18 protein-coding genes and 1 other RNA gene are annotated in these 19341 nt (G+C 66.4%); 7 read left to right on the top strand and 12 right to left on the bottom strand.

Annotated elements, in window-relative coordinates:
• Positions 1-175: 175 nt before the first annotated feature.
• Positions 176-1375 (bottom strand): MFS transporter, encoded by a 1200-nt coding sequence (locus ACX9OT_RS20785; RefSeq protein WP_164162773.1) that lies wholly within the window; start codon positions 1373-1375, stop codon positions 176-178.
• A 72-nt stretch (positions 1376-1447) separates the two neighbouring features.
• On the opposite strand from ACX9OT_RS20785, the gene ACX9OT_RS20780 reads away from it, so the two are divergent.
• A complete protein-coding gene (locus ACX9OT_RS20780; protein WP_149909075.1) occupies positions 1448-2245 on the top strand; it encodes an AraC family transcriptional regulator in 798 nt (265 codons plus the stop codon).
• 60 nt (positions 2246-2305) lie between these two features.
• Here ACX9OT_RS20780 and dnaJ read toward each other — a convergent pair whose 3' ends face one another.
• From dnaJ to hrcA, 4 genes are all read right to left on the bottom strand, one after another.
• A complete protein-coding gene (dnaJ, locus tag ACX9OT_RS20775) occupies positions 2306-3430 on the bottom strand; it encodes a molecular chaperone DnaJ (protein ID WP_005409242.1) in 1125 nt (374 codons plus the stop codon).
• Positions 3431-3584: 154 nt separating this feature from the next.
• On the bottom strand, positions 3585-5507 hold the full coding sequence (gene dnaK / locus ACX9OT_RS20770; RefSeq protein ID WP_459003527.1) for a molecular chaperone DnaK: 1923 nt from the start codon (positions 5505-5507) through the stop codon (positions 3585-3587).
• Positions 5508-5689: 182 nt separating this feature from the next.
• Complete coding sequence (gene grpE, locus ACX9OT_RS20765) at positions 5690-6205, bottom strand: nucleotide exchange factor GrpE (protein WP_005409240.1); 516 nt, start codon at positions 6203-6205, stop codon at positions 5690-5692.
• Between the two features lie 63 nt (positions 6206-6268).
• On the bottom strand, positions 6269-7333 hold the full coding sequence (gene hrcA / locus ACX9OT_RS20760) for a heat-inducible transcriptional repressor HrcA (protein ID WP_459003524.1): 1065 nt from the start codon (positions 7331-7333) through the stop codon (positions 6269-6271).
• A gap of 115 nt (positions 7334-7448) precedes the next feature.
• On the opposite strand from hrcA, the gene recN reads away from it, so the two are divergent.
• A complete protein-coding gene (gene recN / locus ACX9OT_RS20755; RefSeq protein WP_459003522.1) occupies positions 7449-9110 on the top strand; it encodes a DNA repair protein RecN in 1662 nt (553 codons plus the stop codon).
• 121 nt (positions 9111-9231) lie between these two features.
• Here recN and ACX9OT_RS20750 read toward each other — a convergent pair whose 3' ends face one another.
• Complete coding sequence (locus tag ACX9OT_RS20750) at positions 9232-10149, bottom strand: LysR family transcriptional regulator (protein WP_071229472.1); 918 nt, start codon at positions 10147-10149, stop codon at positions 9232-9234.
• A 97-nt stretch (positions 10150-10246) separates the two neighbouring features.
• Here ACX9OT_RS20750 and ACX9OT_RS20745 point away from each other — a divergent pair, with 97 nt between their 5' ends.
• Positions 10247-11491 (top strand): SGNH/GDSL hydrolase family protein, encoded by a 1245-nt coding sequence (locus ACX9OT_RS20745; RefSeq protein ID WP_459003520.1) that lies wholly within the window; start codon positions 10247-10249, stop codon positions 11489-11491.
• Positions 11492-11549: 58 nt separating this feature from the next.
• On the opposite strand, the gene fur is transcribed toward ACX9OT_RS20745, so the two are convergent.
• Positions 11550-11957, bottom strand: a complete 408-nt coding sequence (gene fur / locus ACX9OT_RS20740) for a ferric iron uptake transcriptional regulator (protein ID WP_005409235.1) — start codon at positions 11955-11957, stop codon at positions 11550-11552.
• A gap of 103 nt (positions 11958-12060) precedes the next feature.
• Between fur and ACX9OT_RS20735 the strand changes: the two genes are divergently transcribed.
• The gene (locus ACX9OT_RS20735) at positions 12061-12453 is read left to right on the top strand and encodes an outer membrane protein assembly factor BamE (RefSeq protein ID WP_010484453.1); all 393 of its coding nucleotides are present in this window, start codon (positions 12061-12063) and stop codon (positions 12451-12453) included.
• 36 nt (positions 12454-12489) lie between these two features.
• On the opposite strand, the gene ACX9OT_RS20730 is transcribed toward ACX9OT_RS20735, so the two are convergent.
• The gene (locus tag ACX9OT_RS20730; protein WP_032128285.1) at positions 12490-12747 is read right to left on the bottom strand and encodes an RnfH family protein; all 258 of its coding nucleotides are present in this window, start codon (positions 12745-12747) and stop codon (positions 12490-12492) included.
• A gap of 3 nt (positions 12748-12750) precedes the next feature.
• The gene (locus ACX9OT_RS20725; protein ID WP_010484449.1) at positions 12751-13176 is read right to left on the bottom strand and encodes a type II toxin-antitoxin system RatA family toxin; all 426 of its coding nucleotides are present in this window, start codon (positions 13174-13176) and stop codon (positions 12751-12753) included.
• Positions 13177-13233: 57 nt separating this feature from the next.
• Here ACX9OT_RS20725 and smpB point away from each other — a divergent pair, with 57 nt between their 5' ends.
• Positions 13234-13737 carry an SsrA-binding protein SmpB gene (smpB, locus tag ACX9OT_RS20720; protein ID WP_010484447.1) on the top strand — a complete coding sequence of 168 codons (504 nt, stop codon included), beginning with the start codon at positions 13234-13236 and terminating at the stop codon, positions 13735-13737.
• Positions 13738-13862: 125 nt separating this feature from the next.
• Here the strand turns inward: smpB and ACX9OT_RS20715 are convergent, their stop codons facing one another.
• The gene (locus tag ACX9OT_RS20715; protein WP_032128284.1) at positions 13863-14435 is read right to left on the bottom strand and encodes a hypothetical protein; all 573 of its coding nucleotides are present in this window, start codon (positions 14433-14435) and stop codon (positions 13863-13865) included.
• Between the two features lie 141 nt (positions 14436-14576).
• The gene (locus ACX9OT_RS20710) at positions 14577-15008 is read right to left on the bottom strand and encodes a GNAT family N-acetyltransferase (RefSeq protein ID WP_071229471.1); all 432 of its coding nucleotides are present in this window, start codon (positions 15006-15008) and stop codon (positions 14577-14579) included.
• A 510-nt stretch (positions 15009-15518) separates the two neighbouring features.
• Between ACX9OT_RS20710 and ssrA the strand changes: the two genes are divergently transcribed.
• Positions 15519-15911: a transfer-messenger RNA gene (gene ssrA / locus ACX9OT_RS20705) on the top strand.
• Between the two features lie 343 nt (positions 15912-16254).
• Positions 16255-17760, top strand: a complete 1506-nt coding sequence (locus ACX9OT_RS20700) for a S8 family serine peptidase (protein WP_459003515.1) — start codon at positions 16255-16257, stop codon at positions 17758-17760.
• Positions 17761-17808: 48 nt separating this feature from the next.
• On the opposite strand, the gene ACX9OT_RS20695 is transcribed toward ACX9OT_RS20700, so the two are convergent.
• Positions 17809-19242, bottom strand: a complete 1434-nt coding sequence (locus ACX9OT_RS20695) for an MFS transporter (protein WP_459003513.1) — start codon at positions 19240-19242, stop codon at positions 17809-17811.
• Positions 19243-19341 lie beyond the last annotated feature (99 nt).

Here is a 19341-nt window from a genome sequence, read left to right as displayed (position 1 = left end):
CATTGCTTCGCAAGCGCCCGAACGCACAGCCGCCAGCGGCTGGGCCGGGCCCCGGAGGGGGACTTGCAGCGTCCCCCTCAACCGGACCCACCCCGCCAACCCGCGGAATGCAGGCTTTTGACGTTGACGTTGATTCAGCAGGTGCAGGGCTGCAAGCCCTGCAAACCCCACCCCCTCAGTGAGCAGCAGGCCGCGACGGTGGCAGCCACGCCGCCACGATACCCAACAGCGGCAGGAACGCGGTCAACTGGTAGACGTACTCGATGCTGGTCTTGTCCGCCAGCAGGCCCAGCACAGCAGCGCCCAGCCCTCCCATGCCGAATGCGAAACCAAAGAACAGGCCGGACACCATGCCGATGCGGTGCGGCATCATTTCCTGCGCGTACACCACGATCGCCGAGAACGCCGAGGACAGCACGAAGCCGATCAGCACCGCCAGCACGGTCGTCCACAGCAGATCAGCATGCGGCAGCATCAGCGCGAACGGGGCCACGCCCAGGATCGAGGTCCAGATGATCGGCTTGCGGCCGATGCGGTCACCCAGCGGGCCACCAAGGAAGCCGCCGGCGGCGGACGCCACCAGGAACGCGAACAGATGCAGCTGGGCCTGCGCCACCGGAATGCCGAAGTGGTGGATCAGGTAGAAGGTGAAGTAGCTGCCGATGCTGGCCATGTAGAAGTACTTGCTGAAGATCAGCACCAGCAGGATCGCCAGTACCTTGGCCACGGTGCGCGGCGGATGCCGCGGCGCCATCGCAGCCGTGCTGACCGGTCGTGGCGTGCCCAGATGCAACGCGTACCAGCGGCCGACATAGGTCAGCAGAGCGATGCCGATCAGAGCGGCGCCGGCAAACCACGATGCGGCGTGCTGGCCATACGGCACGATCACTGCGGCAGCGATCAACGGGCCCAGCGCTGTTCCGAAATTGCCACCCACCTGGAACACCGACTGCGCGAAGCCGTGACGGCCGCCCGAGGCCAGTCGCGCGATGCGCGAGGCTTCCGGATGGAAGATGGCCGAGCCAATACCGACCATCGCCGCCGCCATCAGCACCACCGCGTAGTTCGGTGCGAAGCCGAGCAGCAGCATGCCGCACAGGGTCGAGGCCATGCCGATCGGCAGCGAGTACGGGGCTGGGCGACGGTCGGTGGCCATGCCGATCAACGGCTGGAAGATCGAGGCGGTGAGCTGGTAGGTCAGCGTGATCAGGCCGATCTGGGTGAAGCTGAGATTGAAGCCGCCCTTGATCACCGGATAGATGGCCAGGATCAGCGACTGCATCATGTCGTTGACGACATGCGAGGTGGAAATGGCGGCCAGCACGCCGGGGGCCACCGGGCGTGAGGTCGTTGCGGGAGAAGCCAGGGTCGACATGGACACAGTCAGGTTGGGGGCGAGCCACGCATGCTACGGTGGCCTCCCCCTCCCTTCTGCCGCGTTCGGGTCATGGCATATCGCAAAAAGGACACTCCCTGCCCGGTCCGCGAGACTGCGCCGTGGAACGAGGTTCCGGTGCACCGCCCGGTGACCTGCCGCGCCCGCCACTACAAACCCGGCACCCACATCGCGCCCCACCGGCATCGCCGTCACCAGCTGGTGTTCGCCATGTCCGGACTGATGGTGGTGCGTGCGGACGGCGGCCGCTGGGTGGTGCCCTCGACCCGCGCGATCTGGGTGCCGGCCGGCATGGCCCATGCGGTGGACTGCATCGCTGAGGTGCATATGCGCAGCCTGTACGTGGAACCGGATTTCGCGCCGCAGCTGCCGGACGAGGCGTTCGCGGTACAGGTAGCGCCGCTGCTGCGCGAGCTGCTGCTCGCCGCCAGCCTGATCGAGACCGCGCATGTGGATGACAGCCGCGACGGCCGCGTGGTGCGCCTGCTGCTGGACGAGCTGCACCGCATGGACGTACTGCCGCTGCACCTGCCCTCGCCCACCGACCCGCGCCTGCAGCGGATCTGCCAGCACATCCAGAAGCACCCCGGCGACGACGCCACGCTGCAGGACTGGGCACAGGCGCTGGAAGTGGACGTGAAAACCATCCAGCGCCACTTCGCCCACGAGCTGGGCATGACCTTCGGCCAGTGGCGACAGCAGGCGCGACTGCTGGCCGCATTGGAGCGGCTGGCGGTCGGCGACAAGGTCATCGATGTCGCGCTGGCGATGGGCTACGACAGCCCCAGCGCGTTCACCAGCATGTTCAAGCGCCAGCTGGGGCAGACGCCGGCGGCGTTTTTCCGCTGATCGCAAATGAAAACGCCGGGCATGGCCCGGCGCTACCGTTCTACGCTTCCATGGAAAAACTCAGGACGTCATCCGGTCCCAGAAGCCCTTCACGCCATCCATGAAGGTGGCCGACTTCGGCGAATGCTTGCGCGCTTCCTCGCCGACGAAGGTGGCTTCGAACTGTTCCAGCAGCTTGCGCTGCTCAGGGGTGAGGTTAACCGGAGTCTCCACCACCACGCGGCAGTACAGGTCGCCCTCGCTGCGGCTGCGCACCGAACGCACGCCCTTGCCGCGCAGGCGGAACAGCTTGCCGGTCTGGGTCTCGGCCGGAATGCGGATCTCCGCTTCGCCGCCGAGGGTCGCCACGCGCACGGTGTCACCCAGTGCCGCCTGCGAGATGCGGATCGGCACTTCGCAGTGCAGGTCGTCGCCATCGCGCTGGAAGATCGCATGCTCGCGCACGCGCACTTCCACGTACAGGTCGCCCGGTGGCGTACCGGCCGGACCGGCTTCGCCCTCGCCCTGCAGGCGGATGCGGTCGCCGGTATCGACGCCGGCCGGCACCTTCACCGACAGCACCTTGTCTTCCTCGACACGGCCGTTGCCGTGGCAGGTCTTGCACGGCTTGGCGATGATCTGGCCACGGCCGCCGCAGTTGTGGCAGGCCTGCTGCATGGCGAAGATGCCGCGCTGGATGCGCACCTGGCCGCGGCCATGGCACACATTGCAGGTTTCGACCTTGCCGTCTTCCGAGCCACTGCCATCGCAGTCGCCGCACTCGGCCAGGGTCGGGATCTCGATGCGGCGCTCGACGCCGCGCACGGCCTCTTCCAGGTCCAGCTCCATCACGTAGCCGATGTCGGCGCCACGACGCGCCTGGCGCGGACCACCGCCGCCACCGCCAAAGATGTTGCCGAAGATATCGCCGAAGATATCGTTCATGTCCGGGCCGCCCGGACCGCCACCGCCCATGCCGTGCTCGAACGCGGCGTGGCCATGGCTGTCGTACATGCGGCGCTTGTTGCCGTCGGACAGCACTTCGTAGGCTTCCTTGCACTCCTTGAAGGAGGCTTCGGCCGCCGCATCACCCGGGTTGCGGTCCGGGTGGAACTTCATCGCGCAGCGACGGTACGCCTTCTTCAGCTCGTCGTCGGTGGCGGTGCGGGCAACGCCCAGCACTTCGTAATAATCGCGCTTGCTCATATCGTGGATCTGGTTCCGGAAAGTCGGGATTCGTCAAAGCGGAAGAGCGGAACCAGGTCCGCTCTTGCGTCGGGCGCCCCGACACGCCGGTGGGCGGTCAGGACCCTGATGCGACAACGGGACGCTGATGGCCAGCGTCCCGTGTCGGTCCGGATCAGGACTTCTTGTCGTCCTTGACTTCGGTGAACTCGGCGTCGACCACGTCGTCCTGCGCCTTGCCGGCATTGCCGGCATCGGCACCCGGGGCACCGCCCTGGTCGGCCGAAGCAGCGGCGAACAGCGACTGGCCAGCTTCTTCCAGTGCCTTCGACTTGGCTTCGATCTGTGCCTTGTCGTCGCCCTTCATCGCGGTTTCCAGGTCAGCCAGCGCCGCCTCGACCTTGCCGATGACATCGCCGCCGACCTTGCTGCCGTGCTCGGTGATGGCGCTGCGGGTGCCGTGGATCAGGGCGTCGGCCTGGTTGCGGGCCTGCACCAGTTCCTGGAACTTCTTGTCTTCTTCGCGGTTGGCTTCCGCGTCGGCGACCATGCGCGCGATCTCTTCCTCGGACAGGCCCGAACCGGCCTTGATCTCGACCTTCTGTTCCTTGTTGGTCTTCTTGTCCTTGGCCGACACGTGCAGGATGCCGTTGGCGTCGATGTCGAAGGACACTTCCACCTGCGGCAGGCCGCGCGGGGCCGGCTCGATGCCGGACAGGTCGAACTTGGCCAGCGACTTGTTGAAGCGGGCCTGTTCGCGCTCACCCTGCAGCACGTGCACGGTCACGGCCGACTGGTTGTCCTCGGCGGTGGAGAACACCTGCGAGGCCTTGGTCGGGATGGTGGTGTTCTTCTCGATGATCTTGGTGAACACGCCGCCCATGGTCTCGATGCCCAGCGACAGCGGGGTCACGTCCAGCAGCAGCACGTCCTTGACGTCGCCGCCGAGCACGCCGCCCTGGATCGCCGCACCCAGTGCCACGGCTTCGTCCGGGTTGACGTCCTTGCGCGGTTCCTTGCCGAAGAACTCGGTCACCGCCTGCTGCACCTTCGGCATGCGGGTCTGACCACCGACCAGGATCACTTCGCTGATGTCGCTCGAACGCAGGCCGGCATCGTTCAGGGCGACGCGGCACGGCTCGATCGACTTCTTGATCAGGTCGTCCACCAGGGCTTCCAGCTTGGCGCGGGTCAGCTTGATGTTCAGGTGCTTCGGACCCGACGCGTCAGCGGTGACGTACGGCAGGTTCACTTCGGTCTGCTGGGCGCTGGACAGCTCGATCTTGGCGCGCTCGGCAGCATCCTTCAGGCGCTGCAGGGCCAGCGGATCCTTGCGCAGGTCGATGCCCTGGTCCTTGTTGAACTCTTCAACCAGGTACTCGATGACGCGGTTGTCGAAGTCTTCGCCACCCAGGAAGGTGTCGCCGTTGGTGGCCAGCACTTCGAACTGCTTTTCACCGTCGACGTTGGCGATCTCGATCACCGAGACGTCGAAGGTGCCGCCGCCCAGGTCGTACACCACGATCTTGCGATCCTTGTTGTCGCCCTTGTCCAGGCCATACGCCAGCGCGGCCGCGGTCGGCTCGTTGATGATGCGCTTGACGTCCAGCCCGGCGATGCGGCCGGCGTCCTTGGTTGCCTGGCGCTGGCTGTCGTTGAAGTAGGCCGGCACGGTGATGACCGCTTCGGTGACATTCTCACCGAGGAAGTCCTCGGCGGTCTTCTTCATCTTTTCCAGCACCTTGGCCGAGATTTCCTGCGGAGCCATCTTCTTGCCGTCGCTGGTGGCCACCCAGGCGTCGCCATTGTCATGGGCCAGGATGCTGTACGGGACGTGCGCGATGTCCTTCTGCACTTCGGCGTCGGTGAACTTGCGGCCGATCAGGCGCTTCACCGCGTAGAAGGTGTTCTTCGGGTTGGTCACGGCCTGGCGCTTGGCCGAGGCACCGACCAGAACTTCGCCGTCCTTGGTGTAGGCGACGATCGACGGGGTGGTGCGATCGCCTTCCGAATTCTCGATGACGCGGGCCTTGCCGCCGTCCATGATCGCCACGCACGAGTTGGTGGTGCCGAGGTCGATACCAATGATCTTGCCCATGGGGGAGACTCCTGAGGATGCTTGTTGGTGTCAGTCCGGCCGTTCGGCCGGTGGATGAATACGATGTGGGGGAGGCTCGTGGAACATTCAAGCCGTCTCCCGAACGCTGTGTTCAGCGCCTGGAAAACCTTGCCAGGCATGGCCTGGCACAACCGGGACCGGGCAAAGCCCGGCCCGGCCGATCAATCGGCGGCCACCACCACCAGCGCCGGCCGCAGCAGGCGCTCGTTGAGCAGGTAGCCCTTCTGGAACACGGTCACCACGCTGCCCGGGGCGGCGCCCGGCGTCGGCACCTGGCTGATAGCCTGGTGGTGTTCCGGGTTGAACGGCTGGCCGATCGGGTCCAGCAGGACCAGTCCGTTGTCGGCGGCCACCTTCAGCAGCTGCTTGTAGGTCAGCTCCAGGCCTTCGCGCAGCGGGTGCGGGTCGTCGCCGGCGGCCTTCAGGCCGGCATCCAGGCTGTCGAACACGGGGAGCAGATCGCCCAGCAGCTTCTCGTTGGCGAACTTGCGGGCCTGTTCGATGTCACGGGCAACGCGCTTGCGCTGGTTCTCCAGGTCGGCGCGCTCACGCAGGGCATCGGCCTTGACCTGTTCGATTTCGGCGCGCAGGCGCTCGACTTCGTCGTTGACGCCGGCGGTGGCGGCCGCATCGGCGGCACTCTGCTGGGATTCGATATCTGGCTGTTCGTGGTTCATGTCTGGGTCCCTGGCGGTCAATCTCCGCCTCCACCCACCCTAGTGTGGGCGGGATGCTGCGTTTCAAGCGTCGGATGTTCCCGGCGGGCGGCCGGCTGGCGAAAACGCCGCGCCCAGTACATCGGCGGTAGCCTGGACCAGCGGGATCACGCGGTCGTAGGCCATCCGCTTGGGGCCGATCACCCCCAGCACGCCCAGCACCTGGCCATTGGCCGTGTAAGGGGCAGTGACCAGCGAGACGCCCTGCAGCGGTATCATCCCGGTCTCCTCGCCGATGAAGATGCGCACGCCGGGCGCCTGGATGGTCCGCTCCAGCAGCTGCAGGATCTCGCGCTTGCTGGAGAACAGCTCGAACAGCTCGCGCAGGCGCTCCAGGTCGGACAGGTCCTGCACCCCCATCAGGCGGGTCTGGCCCGCCACCAGCATGTCGTCGGCAGCCGGCTGCAGGGCCTGTTCGGCCAGCTCGATGCTGTGCGCCAGCAGCTGTTCCAGCTCGGAGCGGGCATCGCGCAGTTCCAGCAGCAGTCGGGTGCGGATCTCGGCCATCGGCAGGCCGGCGAAATGGGCATTGAGATAGTTGGCCACCTGCTCCAACTGGCCCGGCGCGAACTCCTGGCGGGTCTCGATGACCCGGTTCTGCACCTCGTTGTCGGCAAACACCAGGATCGCCAGCACCCGGCGCCCGTCCAGCGCCACGAAGTCGATCTGGCGGAAGGCGAACTGCTCGCGTCGCGGCGCGCTGACCACGCCGACGAAGTGGCTCATCGCCGACAGCAGCTCCGAGGCGCTGCCGAGCAGGGCCTGGGTGCTGCCGCCGCCAGCCAGTTCCTGGCGCAACCGGGCCAGCTCGCCTTCGCTCGGCGGCTGCATCTGCAGCAGGCTGTCGACGAAGACCCGGTAGCCATGTGCGGTCGGGACGCGCCCGGCGGAGGTGTGCGGCGAGGCCAGCAGCCCCAGGTCTTCCAGGTCACCCAGAATGTTGCGGATGGTGGCCGGACTGACCTCCAGCCCGGCCACGCGCGCCAGCGTCTGCGAGCCGACCGGCTCGCCGTCCTGGATGTAACGCGCGATCAGCGTGCGCAGCAGATGGCGCGCACGCGGGGCAAGCTGGTCGGGAGAACCGTGCATGGAATCAACCTGTGAGACACGGACACTAGATAATGGCGGCGCATCACCTTGGCAAGTCATTGGACCTCCCTCGCCCGCGTGCTAGCGTTGCGCGGCTGCTGATACCCCCTTACCCATGCTCAGACATCTTTCGATCAAGGATTTCGCCGTCGTCCGCGCCACCGAACTGGAGTTCGGGCCAGGCATGACCGTGGTTTCAGGCGAGACCGGCGCCGGCAAGTCGCTGATGGTCGACGCGCTGGGCTTCCTGTCCGGCCTGCGTGCCGACAGTGGCGTGGTCCGCCACGGCGCTGCGCGCGCCGAACTTTCCGCCGAGTTCGCGCTGGAGCAGCTGCAGGCCGCGCGCCAGTGGCTGGCCGACAACGAGCTGGACGACGAGGAACAGTGCCAGCTGCGCCGCGTGATCCGCGCCGATGGCGGTTCGCGGGCGTGGATCAATGGCCGCCCGGTGACCCTGGCCCAGCTGGGCGACCTGGCCTCGCTGCTGGTGGAGATCCACGGCCAGCACGAACAGCAGGCCCTGCTGACGCGCCCGTCGCAGCTGGCCCTGCTGGATGCCTATGCCGGCAACGAGAACGAGCGCCGCCAGGTGCGCCGCGCCGCCGCGGCCTGGCAGGCTCTGGTCGATGAATCGCTGGCGCTGTCGCAACAGGGCGACGTCAGTGACCGGATCGGCTTCCTGGAGCACCAGCTGCGCGAACTGGACCGCGAAGATCTGGAACCGGAGTCGATCGTCGCACTCGGTGCCAGCCACCGCCGCCAGGCCCACGCCAGCGCCCTGCTGAGCGCCTGCCAGGCGGCCAGCAACCAGCTCAATGGCGACGACGGCAGTTCCGCGCTGGACCTGCTGCAGCAGGTGCGCCACGAGCTGTCGCGCCTGATCGAACACGACCCGCGCCTGGGCGAGGTGGACGGCCTGATCGAGAACGCCTCGATCCAGCTGCACGAAGCCCTGTCGCTGCTGGACCGCGTGCATGACGACCTCGACGCCGACCCGGAGCAGTTCGAGGAGAACGAGCGTCGTCTCGGCCGCCTGCACGACCTGGCCCGCAAGCACCGCGTGCCGATGGACGAGCTGGGCGCGCAGCGCGAGCGCATGCATGCCGAAGTGGAACAGCTGCGCGGCGCCGACGAACGCCTGCAGCGCCTGGCCGGCGAAATCGACAAGGCCGCTGCGGCCTGGCGCGTACAGGCCGAGGTGCTGACCGCCAGCCGTCGCAGCGCCGCTGCCGAACTGTCGGCCACCACCACCGGCATCATCGCCGAGCTCGGCATGGGCGGCGGCCAGTTCCTGATCGAGCTGGAGCCACAGGACGCCGGCAAGCCCGATCCGCAGGGTGCCGAACGCGTGGAATTCCTGGTCGCGGCCAACGCCGGCCAGCCGCCGCGCGCCCTGCGCAAGGTCGCCTCGGGCGGTGAACTGTCACGTATCTCGCTGGCCATTGAAGTGGCTGCGCTGGACCTGGATGCGGTGCCGACCATGGTGTTCGACGAGGTCGACTCCGGCATCGGCGGTGCAGTGGCTGACATTGTCGGCCAGAAGCTGCGCGCGCTCGGCGAGAAGCGCCAGGTGCTGTGCGTGACCCACCTGCCGCAGGTCGCCTCCAAGGGCCACGCGCATTACCGGGTCAGCAAGGCGCCGGTGGAAGGCATGACCCAGAGCGCGGTGGAAAAGCTGGACAGCAAGGCGCGCGAGGAAGAGCTGGCGCGCATGCTCGGCGGCGTGGAAGTGAGCAAGGAAGCGCGCGCCGCCGCCCGCAAGCTGCTGCAGGTCTGAGGCCTGTTCGCGGTTATCCACGCATGGCGTGGATCTACAACGCGCGAGGTAGTGCCGGCCGCTGGCCGGCAACCCAACACAGGTGAACGAAGATCATGAGGTTGCCGGCCAGCGGTCGGCACTACCCCCGTGGCCGCGCCAGATCCACCGTTTCCACCAGGAAATCGAGGAAGGCGCGCACCCGCAGCGGCAGGTAGCCACCCTGCCCCAGGAACACCGCATGGACCTCTTCCAGGTCACCGGGATTGGCCTCTTCCAGCACCGGCAGCAGGCGTCCGGCGGCGATGTCCTCCTGCACCTGGTAGGTCGCCAGCCGCGCCAGGCCCAACCCGCCCAGCACCAGCTGCCGCAGCGCGTTGCCATTGCTGGCGCGGGCATTGCCACTGGGCAGCACCATCCGCTCGCGTCCGTCCTGCAGCAGCGGCCAGCCCTGCATCGCACGCGCATGGCCGATGTCCAGACGGTTGTGCGACATCAACTCCTCAGCGTTGCGCGGCAGTCCATGCCGCTGCGCGTAGGCTGGCGCGGCCACGATCATCATCCGCGTCGCACCCAGCCGTCGCGCCACCAGGCTGGAACTCTTCAGCGGGCCGGCCCGCACCGCCACGTCGGTGCGCTGCTCAAGCAGGTCGATCACCTCGTCGTTCAAGGTCAGATCCACCCCCACCTGCGGATTGCGCTCCAGGAATGCCGGCAGCAGCGGCAACAGGAAATGCTGGCCGAACGGCACGTTGGAATTGACCCGCAGGCGTCCGCGCGGCTCGGCATGGGCGCTGGCGCAGCGCTCGGCCTCCTCCAGGTCGGCCAGCACGCGCAGGCCGCGCTCGTAGAACGCGCAGCCTTCCGGGGTCAGCTGCAGCTGGCGGGTGGAGCGCTGCAGCAGGCGCGTACCCAGCCGTTGCTCCAGCCGGGCCACCAGCTTGCTGACTGCCGACGGCGTCATGTCCAGGGTGCGGGCGGCGGCAGAGAAGCCACCGGTCTCGATCACCCGCACGAACACTTCCAGTTCGCCGGATCGGTTGATGTCGGGTCGCGCCATGGCGATGAATCCAGTTCACAGATGATTATCCATGCGCAGTCTAGTTCACAGATCGACGGAGAATCACCATGGCCCTCCCTCCTCCCGGGATTGCCCGATGAACCGCCTCAGCCAGCTCACCGCGACCGCCTTGATCACCCTCTCCAGCGCAGCCAGTGCCGCCCCGGCCCGGCACTGGGTCGCCAGCTGGCAGGCCAGTCCGCAACCGGTCTGGGGCGCCGATTTCCTGTTCCCGACCCTGGTTCCGGCCACGCTGCAGGACCAGACCTTCCGCCAGACCGCGCGCATCAGCCTGGGCGGGCCCCGGCTGCGGGTGCGGCTGAGCAATGCCTACGGCACCCAGCCGCTGCGGATCGGGGCGGCCAGCGTGGCTGCACACGCGGGTGTCACCCCGCAGCCGCTCAGTTTCGACGGCCAGCCCGGCGTATCGATCGAGCCCGGTCAGGAACGGCTGAGCGATCCACTAGCGGTGGCCACGGATGACCGCCAGGCGTTGCAGGTCAATGTCTTTGTGCCGGGGCCGACGCCACTGCAGACCTTCCACTGGGACGGGCGCCAGACCAGTTGGATTGCGCCCGGCGACCAGAGCCTGGCCCAGGCTCTGAGCGGGGCCAGCAGCACCACTGCCCGCCTGTTCCTGGCTGGCATCGAGGTCGAGGCGGCGGCCAGCGCACGCAGCGTGGTGGTGATCGGCGATTCGATCACCGACGGTGCCACCGCCAGCCTCGATCAGGACCAGCGCTGGACCGACCATCTGGCGGCGCGTCTGGCACCGCGGGGCGTTGCCGTGGTCAACGCCGGTATTTCCGGGGGGCGGCTGCTGCGCGATGGCATGGGCGAATCCGCCTTGGCCCGCTTCCGGCGTGACGTGCTGGATCAACCAGGCGTGGTCAGCGTAGTCATGCTGATCGGCATCAATGACATCAGCTGGCCCGGCACCGCCTTCGCCCGGAACCAGGCCCGGCCCACGCTGGCCGAACTGCAGGCGGGGTATCGCACCCTGGCCGAGCAGGCCCATCGGCGGGGTCTACGCATCCTCGGCGCCACCCTGACACCGTTCGCCGGCGCCCTGCCCGGCACGCCGCTGGACGACTACTACCAGCCGGAGAAGGAAGCACTGCGCCAACAGCTCAATGCCTGGCTGCGCAGCGACAGCCCGTTCGATGCGGTGATCGACCTGGATGCGGCGCTGCGCGACCCGGCCGATCCGTCACGGATGGCCGCCGCCTACGACTCCGGCGACCACCTGCATCCGGGCGATGCGGGTAACCGGGCCATGGCCGAGGCGGTGGATCTGGAGGTGTTGATGGGGCCCCTCACACATGGCGTGGATCTGCCGTAAGCAACGAAAAACCCCGGGCAGGCCCGGGGTTTCGTCGCATCCAGCTGGCCCGAACGGCTTACTTGCGCTTCTTGCGCACGTAGAGCACCAGCGAGTGCTCTTCCAGCTCATAGCCGTGGTCTGCGGCGATCTTGCGCTGCAGCTCCTCGATCTCGTGGCTTTCGAACTCGATGATCTTGCCGCTGTCCACGTCGACCATATGGTCGTGGTGGCCGCCACGGTCCAGCTCGTAGACGGCCTGGCCGCCTTCGAAATTGTGCTTGAGCACGAGGCCGGCGGCCTCGAACTGGGTCAGCACCCGGTAGACCGTCGCCAGGCCGATCTCGTCGCCATGCTCGAGCAGCTGGCGGTAGATGTCTTCGGCGGTCATGTGGTGCTGGGCATTGCGCTGTTCAAGCAGCGCCAGGATCCGCATCCGTGGATGGGTCACCTTCAGGCCGACTTTTCGCAGGTCGTGGGTTTCCATAGGTCTCCGTTCATTGGCGATTTAGCGCCAGCTGCCTCGGATTGGGTCGCGGTGGCACGCCGGGAGTGTATCATCGGTTTGATTTCCCCAACCGCCAGTCCCGATGCGCAATCTCCTGTTGGTCGCCGCCGTCGCCCTGTCCACCACCGGGTGCGGCATCATCTACAAGCAACCCATCTATCAGGGCAACCTGATCCGGGAAGATGCCGTGGCCAAGCTGCAGGTCGGGCAGAGCAAGCAGCAGGTCACTGCGCTGCTGGGCACCCCGTCCATTCCGGACCCGTTCCACGCCCAGCGCTGGGACTACACCTCCAGCCAGCGCGTGAACCGCCTGGGCCGTACCGAGGTGAAGAACTTCACCGTGTTCTTCGACAATGACAACGTGACCCGCTGGGAAGGCGATTACTTCCCGGGTAACGACAAGGCCCTGGCCCAGCAGACCGTGCGCCAGTTCGGCCGCAATCTGCCGAAGGACAAGAAGAAGAAGGGTCGCTGACGCCCCCTGCCCGTCCTCGCGGACGGGCGACAGGAATCAACCGCCGAGCGCGCGACGCCGGCGGTTGTCCTTGGGGTCGGCCTGCAACGGGCGTAGCAGCTCGATGCGGTCGCCATCCAGCAGCACCTGCTGCGGGCGCGCCAGCAGCCCATGCACGGCCGCCGCCGGGCAGTCGGCACTGCCTTCCAGCGCAGCAGCGGCAATGGCCTCGGCTACGGTCGCGCCCTCGTCCAGCTGCAACCGGCGCGAAAGCACCCGCTGCGGCCAGGCCAGCACCACCTCGACCTCGATCATCGCTCAGGCCTCGTCGGCAACGCGGATGAAGTCATTGACCATGCGGTCGGCCAGGCTCTGGAAGCCCAACGCCAGCGCCGGACCGAGCAGGCGCGAACTGGGCTCGAAGTCCAGGGTCAGGGTGACCTTGCAGGCATCTTCGGCCAGCGCATGGAACTCCCAGCGGCCGTGCAGCTGCTTGAACGGGCCATCGCGCAGCTGCATATCGATGCTGTGCGGGCGCTGCAGGGTGTTTTCAGTCTGGAACCAGGTGCTGAACGAGCCCAGGCCCAGGTCCAGGCGCGCTACCAGCCGGTCCTCGCCCTGCTCCAGGATCTGGGCAGCCGAACACCAGCGGAAACGGCGCGGATAGGCCTGGACATCATTGACCAGGTCGAACATGCGCGCGGCCGAATGTTCGACCAGGGCGCTGCGGCGGATAGTAGGCATGAATACAGGACGTTTCGGCAATCGACCGGGCGGGCCCGAATCGGAGACAATACGGAAATGAGCAAGAACAGCGGCAAGGATAAAGCAAAGAGCGCGACGGCCAACAAAACCATCGCGTTGAACAAGCGTGCCCGCCACGAGTACCACATCGAAGACCGCTTCGAAGCCGGCCTGGCCCTGCAGGGCTGGGAGGTGAAATCGATCCGTGCTGGCCGCGGCAACATCGTCGACGCCTACGCCTACGTGAAGGATGGTGAGATCTTCCTGATCGGCGCGCAGATCACTCCGTTGATCCAGGCCTCGACCCATGTCGTGGCCAACGACCGGCGCGATCGCAAGCTGCTGCTGCACCGGAGCGAGATCGACAAGCTGGTGGGCAAGGTCGAGCGCGATGGCTACACGATCGTGCCGACGGCGATGTACTGGAGCAAGAACAAGATCAAGCTGGAAGTGGCGCTGGCCAAGGGCAAGCAGACCCACGACAAGCGCGATGCCGCCAAGGACCGCGACTGGGCGATCGAGAAGCAGCGCGTGATGCGTCGCGGCAACCGCGACGCGTAAGGCCGTTGCACATGATCATGTAGAGCCGAGCCATGCTCGGCTGCCTTGGCTTTCTGTAGAGCCGAGCCATGCTCGGCTTCGGTAAGAAAAGCAGTCGAGCATGGCCCGACTCTACAAAAGGCGGGTCACCCCGCCAGCATGCCCTGCCTGCGCATCCGCGGCGACAGCGCCGCGTGCATCACCGCCAGGTGCATCACTACCGCCAGCTCCGGTGCGTAACGGTCATCGCCCAAGCGCCACTGTTGGGCCAGGTTCGCGGCATCAGCCGGCAGCAACGCCAGCAACTGGGCGTCGTCCAGTGCATCGGCCGCGCCCTGCAGCTGGCGCGCCATCTGTCGCGACTGCCACACATGCACGCCGATGCTGAGACTGGCCAGCGACATCAGCACCACAGCCAGCCCGTGCTCGAACCACTGCGACAGCACTTCCGGCCCCCACAGCAGGGCGGCCAGCACTGCCAGGCCCGGCAGGCGCCACCCCAGCCAATGGATGCGGCCGCGCTGCGACCAGTGCACCACCACCGCGCTGGCGACCAGTGCCGCCGCAGCCGTGGCCGGCAACTCCGTCACCCAGGTGGCCGCCAGCAGCACCGCCAGCACCGCCCAGACCCAGCCCGGCGGCAACGCACGCCGCTGGTAGTCGGCACCGACCGGCCCGATCAGCTGCCGCAGGCTGCGTTGTTGGCTTGCATCGGTCACCCATGGTCTCCGTGTCTGTCCTGGCTCGGATGGTCATCGCCAGTGTGTCGCAAATTCGTGCCCACGAAGTTAGCAATCCGCTATGACAGACGCTCTACAACAAGTTGCGGATTGACAGGACGCGCGGCTCGCCCGCAGCGCTCACCCCGCCGACAGATCCTTGCTGAGGAACACCCTGCATGTGCCGACCGGATCGCAAGGCACCCGGCCGAACACGACCCATCCATGCTTCACATAGAAGTCGGGCGCCTGGAAGCTGAGGGTGTACAGCACGCCGGAACGGCAACCGCGACGCCGCGCTTCATCCTCTGCGGCCTTCAGCACACGCGACCCCAGCCCGTTGCCGCGATGGGCCGCTGGCAGATGGAACAGATCCACGAACCACAGGCCCAGTGAGGTTCGCCCGGTAAGGCCCCCCACCACCTCGCCACTGGCCGGATCGGTGACCAGCACCGCCAGTGTGCGCCGATCGGCGTAACCGGCAGCGTCAAGATTGAACTGATCCAAGCCAGTGCCAATCACCTCCAGCGCTTCGTCGCTGGGTTCATCTGTTACTGCAACGTCAAGCGTCATGGCGTCCTTCCACTGGCTCCACTTCAGGAATCTGGATGCTATCAAGCCTGATCGCACCTACGCCGGCCCGCTTCAGCGTTTGGCGCTATTGCGGCCCGTCTTGAGCACAGACCGATGCCACTGCCTTCAACAACGGATCGGCCTGCAGCCCTGGTGCAGGACCTGTTGCTGGGAATGCTGCCGCGAGGGCCTTCGCCGCACGATCTGCGTGTGGCTGGATGTACCAGGACGATTCAGCCGACAGCATGCCACCGCGCACCTCTTGCCCGTTCCGACACTGTCCCCAGTTGCCGGGGCTGACGGAAATGGCCATGAGCCCCCCGTGGAGTGGTGTCCGGAAATTCGAGCACGGCACCCCAAGGGATCGCAACGTGCCAATCAGCGGGGAGCCGGACGCTCACCCGCGTGACTGTTCAGGAAGATTGCCGTAAGATCCGTCTCGTTGGGCAGGGTCAGTGTCAGCTTTCATGACGGCATTGGCCCCAAAGCCTTGCAATGCTTGAAGAAACCGGGGGTGCATTGGTTTCGACGGGGGTTGTGAAGTCGCCTGGCGCATGCCGAGGGGGTAGCTTTCCTCGTAAATCCAGCTGCAAAACTCTAGTTGCCAACGACGACAACTACGCTCCGGTCGCTCTCGCAGCCTAAAAACTGCGGTGCGTGACCTTCTGCCGACTTAGGCGGAGCCTCGAAACTGCTTGTGTCCATGCTCGCAGCGTAGAGTCATTATCATGGAATCGCGCTGGGCGGCTGCCTGTCAGTCCGGCACTAGAACACAACAGGCTGGTTCCCGGGTGCGCTTTGCACACCGTGCTGCTCGGGGATGAGATTCAACGGTGAGCTAAGCATGTAGTGCTGGGGATGGAGTGCCTTCGGACGGCGGTTCAATTCCGCCCACCTCCACCAACGAACGGTCCGTCAAGGACCGGAGAAGCCCGGAAATTCCACCAACGTGGGTTTCCGGGCTTTTTTATTGGCTGCTCTACGCCGCTGCGAAGTTCGACGCCTCGGCGCAATCGCGGTCCGATGCCGTCAAGCAATGTCGACAACCGCCATCTTCTCTCGCTTTCGACATCACTAAACCACTTCAGAAATTTCCCACCCTCTCCTTGGGGGGGATGTGTCCGCGAAGACGTTCGTCCTTGGTCGCCATCAAAAGGAGACCACGGGACACCTGCACCCTTCACATCCAAGCCGAGCCCGAGGGGCACGGCCTGTTCGACACATCTTCCACAAAGGAACTGTATCCATGCGTACGTCGCTTCGGGTTTCCCTTGCCAGTGCCATCACTCTGGTCCTGGCCAGCGCCCCCGCCTTCGCCCAACCCACCGAACGGGTATGGACGCGAGGCATGGCCAGCAACGAGCAGTACAGCAGTTTCATCGTCAAGTACCGGGACGGCAGCAGCAAGCGCGTCTCCGCCACCACCGCGCAGGATGCGCTGAAGAAGCGCCTCGGCGTCCAGCAGCGCAGCAAGCGTTCGATCGGCAACGCACCGCCAGCAGCCGCGTCCGTAACCCATCAACGCCGCATGGGCGGCGGGGCCGACGTGGTCACCACGGACAAGCCACTGGACCTCCCGGAAGCGCAGATCCTGATGCAGCGCATCGCCGACGATCCGGATGTGGAGTACGTGCAGCCGAACTACATGATGAGCGCATTCGCCACACCGAACGACCCACGCTACGGCGAGCAGTGGCACTACAGCAATCCGACCAGTGGCGCGCGCCTGCCCGGCGCGTGGGATCGCTCCACTGGCCAGGGCGTGGTGGTGGCTGTGGTCGATTCGGGCTACCTCAACAACAACGACCTGCAGGCCAACCTGCTGCCGGGCTACGACATGATCTCGTCGACCCGTCCGTTCAGTGATTGGCAGTGCATCATCGGCGGAATGAATCCCGGCTGTGGCGGATCCGACGATGGCGATGGACGCGACGCCGATGCCTTCGATGCCTCGGGCATCGCACACGGCACCCACGTCGCTGGAACGGCCGCTGCGGTGACCAACAACCAGATCGGCGTGGCCGGCGTGGCCTACAACGCGAAGGTCGTGCCGGTACGCGTACTCGGCAACCAGGGCAATGGCGGTTCCGCCGACATCATCGATGGCATGCTCTGGAGTGCCGGCATCAACGTGCCCAACGTCCCGGCCAATGCGAACCCGGCCGAAGTCATCAATCTCAGCCTGGGCGGCCGCCGCGCCTGCTCGCCGGCCGAGCAGGATGCAATCGACGACATCACCGCGCAGGGCACGATCGTGGTGGTCGCCGCCGGCAACAGCAATCTGGATGTGTCCGAGTTTGCTCCGGCGAACTGCAAGGGCGTGATCGCGGTGGCTGCCAACGATCAGGGCGGGCGACGCGCGTTCTACTCCAACTATGGCGCAGGCATCCACATCACCGCACCCGGTGGTGAAACCTGGTCCTGCCGCGCGTCCGTCGGCGAGTTCCTGCCGCTGGCCACGCCACCTAGCCAGGCCAACTGCGCCCCGACCCGTCAGCATCCGGCGCAGGGCATCCTGTCCACGGTGGGTAACAACGCCTTCGACTTCATGTCCGGCACCTCGATGGCGGCGCCTCACGTCGCTGGCATCGTCGCGCTGATGCAAGCGGTGGCGCCGGTGCCAAAGACCACCGACCAGGTCAAGGACATCCTGCGTCGCACTGCGCACCCGATCGCCGCAGCGAACTGCCCGGGTGGCTGCGGGCCAGGCATCATTGACGCGGCCGAAGCCGTGAAGGCAGCCAGCAACTGATGGCATGGCGCAGCGGCCCGGCAAGGTCGCTGCGCCCTCCTCCGTTCCTCAGTTCACGTCCGCCGGAAAGCGGCATCGCTTCACCAGCAGCATGCCCAGCATCGGCGCCAGCGCGAAGGTGGCAAACAGCCACCGGGCCGCACGCGCGGTTCCCTCGGCCCCGCCCGGCTCGATCAGTCCCGCTGCATTGGCGACCATCCCGGCAAGCGCAGCCCCGGCCGCGGTGGCGAACAGCTGGACGGTGGTGATCGACGCACCGGCGCGCTCCTGTTCCTCCGGCGGTGCAGAGGTCAGAACGCGTGTCAGCAGGTGAGGCCAGGCCAGACCCACGCCGATCCCGATGACGGCCAGCGCCACGCAGATCGGCACCATCTGCAACCACGTACCGCTGCCCGCAGCCGGCACCCGCAGCGCCAGCCCGATCATGCCCACCCACCCCAGCGCCGGGCCGATCATCAACGCCCGGTCAACGGCGCGCCCGCTGAAGCCGGAGCCGACCAACGACCCGAGCGTCCAACCGGCCGCCATCAGCGCCGCGAGGTAGCCCGCAGCAAGCGGTGATTGCTGATGCAGCACCTGCAGGAACAGTGGCACGAAGACCTCGCCGCTGGTGATCATCACCACCAGCAGCGACATCAGCCCATACAACGCGGCCAGCCGCGAGCGGAGCCGGAGAGCGCCGGAAGGAAGCAGCGTCTGCTTCGCTCGGGACTCGATCCTCATCAGCACCACTGCGAGGAACACGGCCATCACGATGCCGATGAAATTGTTGACTGCGCTCGAGGATGTACTGCCAAGGGAGACGCTGATGACGGCCAGGGTCAGCAGCAGGATCTGCAGCCACGGGACCGAGGACCTGGCCGCAGCTGAAGACGATGCCTCCCTCTGCGGAAGGACGTTCGACGCCAGCAGCGCGAACAACACGGCAACCGCGGTGACCGACCAGAATGCGGCCCGCCATACGCCCCATTCGGCGAAGACGCCGCCCACCGCAGGTCCGATCAACGTCGCCACGCCCCACATCCCCGAAACCAGGGCCATCGCGCGGGGCCAGAGCGGCTCTTCGAACGCGAGCCGGATCATGGCGTAGGCCAGCGCGAACAGGAAGCCGCCGCCGACACCCTGCACCAGCCGCCCCACCAGCATCATCGGCATCGAGGTCGCGAGCGCGCAGATCACGGCACCGGCTGCGAAGATGAGCGTCGCCATTGCATAGCTTCCACGAGGCCCGGCACGTTCAAGCAGCTTGATCGACAGTGCCGACCCCAGGATGGACGCGACCACGAAGAGCGTGGTGTTCCATGCGTAGAGATCCAGGCCACCGATGTCCTCCACCACGGTTGGCAACATGGTGGTGGCGATGTAGACGTTGACCGCATGCAGTGCGACCCCGCCCGCCAGGGCAAGTGAGCGCACTGCATTGCGGCCGGACAGGAGATCGCCCCAGCGGGTGCCGGGGACGGCGATGCCTTGCTGTTCCATTTTCGTTCAAACCTATGATTCATGACCTGCAGCCCAGGGTTCACATGCAGGAAAAAGGGAACTGCCTTATAAAACCTCATGTATTGATGAGGTCAAGGA

This window comes from Stenotrophomonas genospecies 3 (assembly GCF_054473855.1).
This window is presented reverse-complemented; position numbering and strand designations above follow the sequence as displayed.

Bases quoted from the DNA above. Each gene is read 5' to 3' on its own strand.
- ACX9OT_RS20785 (WP_164162773.1), bottom strand. From the start codon at position 1,375: ATGTCGACCCTGGCTTCTCCCGCAACGACCTCACGCCCGGTGGCCCCC.
- ACX9OT_RS20780 (WP_149909075.1), top strand. From the start codon at position 1,448: ATGGCATATCGCAAAAAGGACACTCCCTGCCCGGTCCGCGAGACTGCG.
- dnaJ (WP_005409242.1), bottom strand. From the start codon at position 3,430: ATGAGCAAGCGCGATTATTACGAAGTGCTGGGCGTTGCCCGCACCGCC.
- dnaK (WP_459003527.1), bottom strand. From the start codon at position 5,507: ATGGGCAAGATCATTGGTATCGACCTCGGCACCACCAACTCGTGCGTG.
- grpE (WP_005409240.1), bottom strand. From the start codon at position 6,205: ATGAACCACGAACAGCCAGATATCGAATCCCAGCAGAGTGCCGCCGAT.
- hrcA (WP_459003524.1), bottom strand. From the start codon at position 7,333: ATGCACGGTTCTCCCGACCAGCTTGCCCCGCGTGCGCGCCATCTGCTG.
- recN (WP_459003522.1), top strand. From the start codon at position 7,449: ATGCTCAGACATCTTTCGATCAAGGATTTCGCCGTCGTCCGCGCCACC.
- ACX9OT_RS20750 (WP_071229472.1), bottom strand. From the start codon at position 10,149: ATGGCGCGACCCGACATCAACCGATCCGGCGAACTGGAAGTGTTCGTG.
- ACX9OT_RS20745 (WP_459003520.1), top strand. From the start codon at position 10,247: ATGAACCGCCTCAGCCAGCTCACCGCGACCGCCTTGATCACCCTCTCC.
- fur (WP_005409235.1), bottom strand. From the start codon at position 11,957: ATGGAAACCCACGACCTGCGAAAAGTCGGCCTGAAGGTGACCCATCCA.
- ACX9OT_RS20735 (WP_010484453.1), top strand. From the start codon at position 12,061: ATGCGCAATCTCCTGTTGGTCGCCGCCGTCGCCCTGTCCACCACCGGG.
- ACX9OT_RS20730 (WP_032128285.1), bottom strand. From the start codon at position 12,747: ATGATCGAGGTCGAGGTGGTGCTGGCCTGGCCGCAGCGGGTGCTTTCG.
- ACX9OT_RS20725 (WP_010484449.1), bottom strand. From the start codon at position 13,176: ATGCCTACTATCCGCCGCAGCGCCCTGGTCGAACATTCGGCCGCGCGC.
- smpB (WP_010484447.1), top strand. From the start codon at position 13,234: ATGAGCAAGAACAGCGGCAAGGATAAAGCAAAGAGCGCGACGGCCAAC.
- ACX9OT_RS20710 (WP_071229471.1), bottom strand. From the start codon at position 15,008: ATGACGCTTGACGTTGCAGTAACAGATGAACCCAGCGACGAAGCGCTG.
- ACX9OT_RS20700 (WP_459003515.1), top strand. From the start codon at position 16,255: ATGCGTACGTCGCTTCGGGTTTCCCTTGCCAGTGCCATCACTCTGGTC.
- ACX9OT_RS20695 (WP_459003513.1), bottom strand. From the start codon at position 19,242: ATGGAACAGCAAGGCATCGCCGTCCCCGGCACCCGCTGGGGCGATCTC.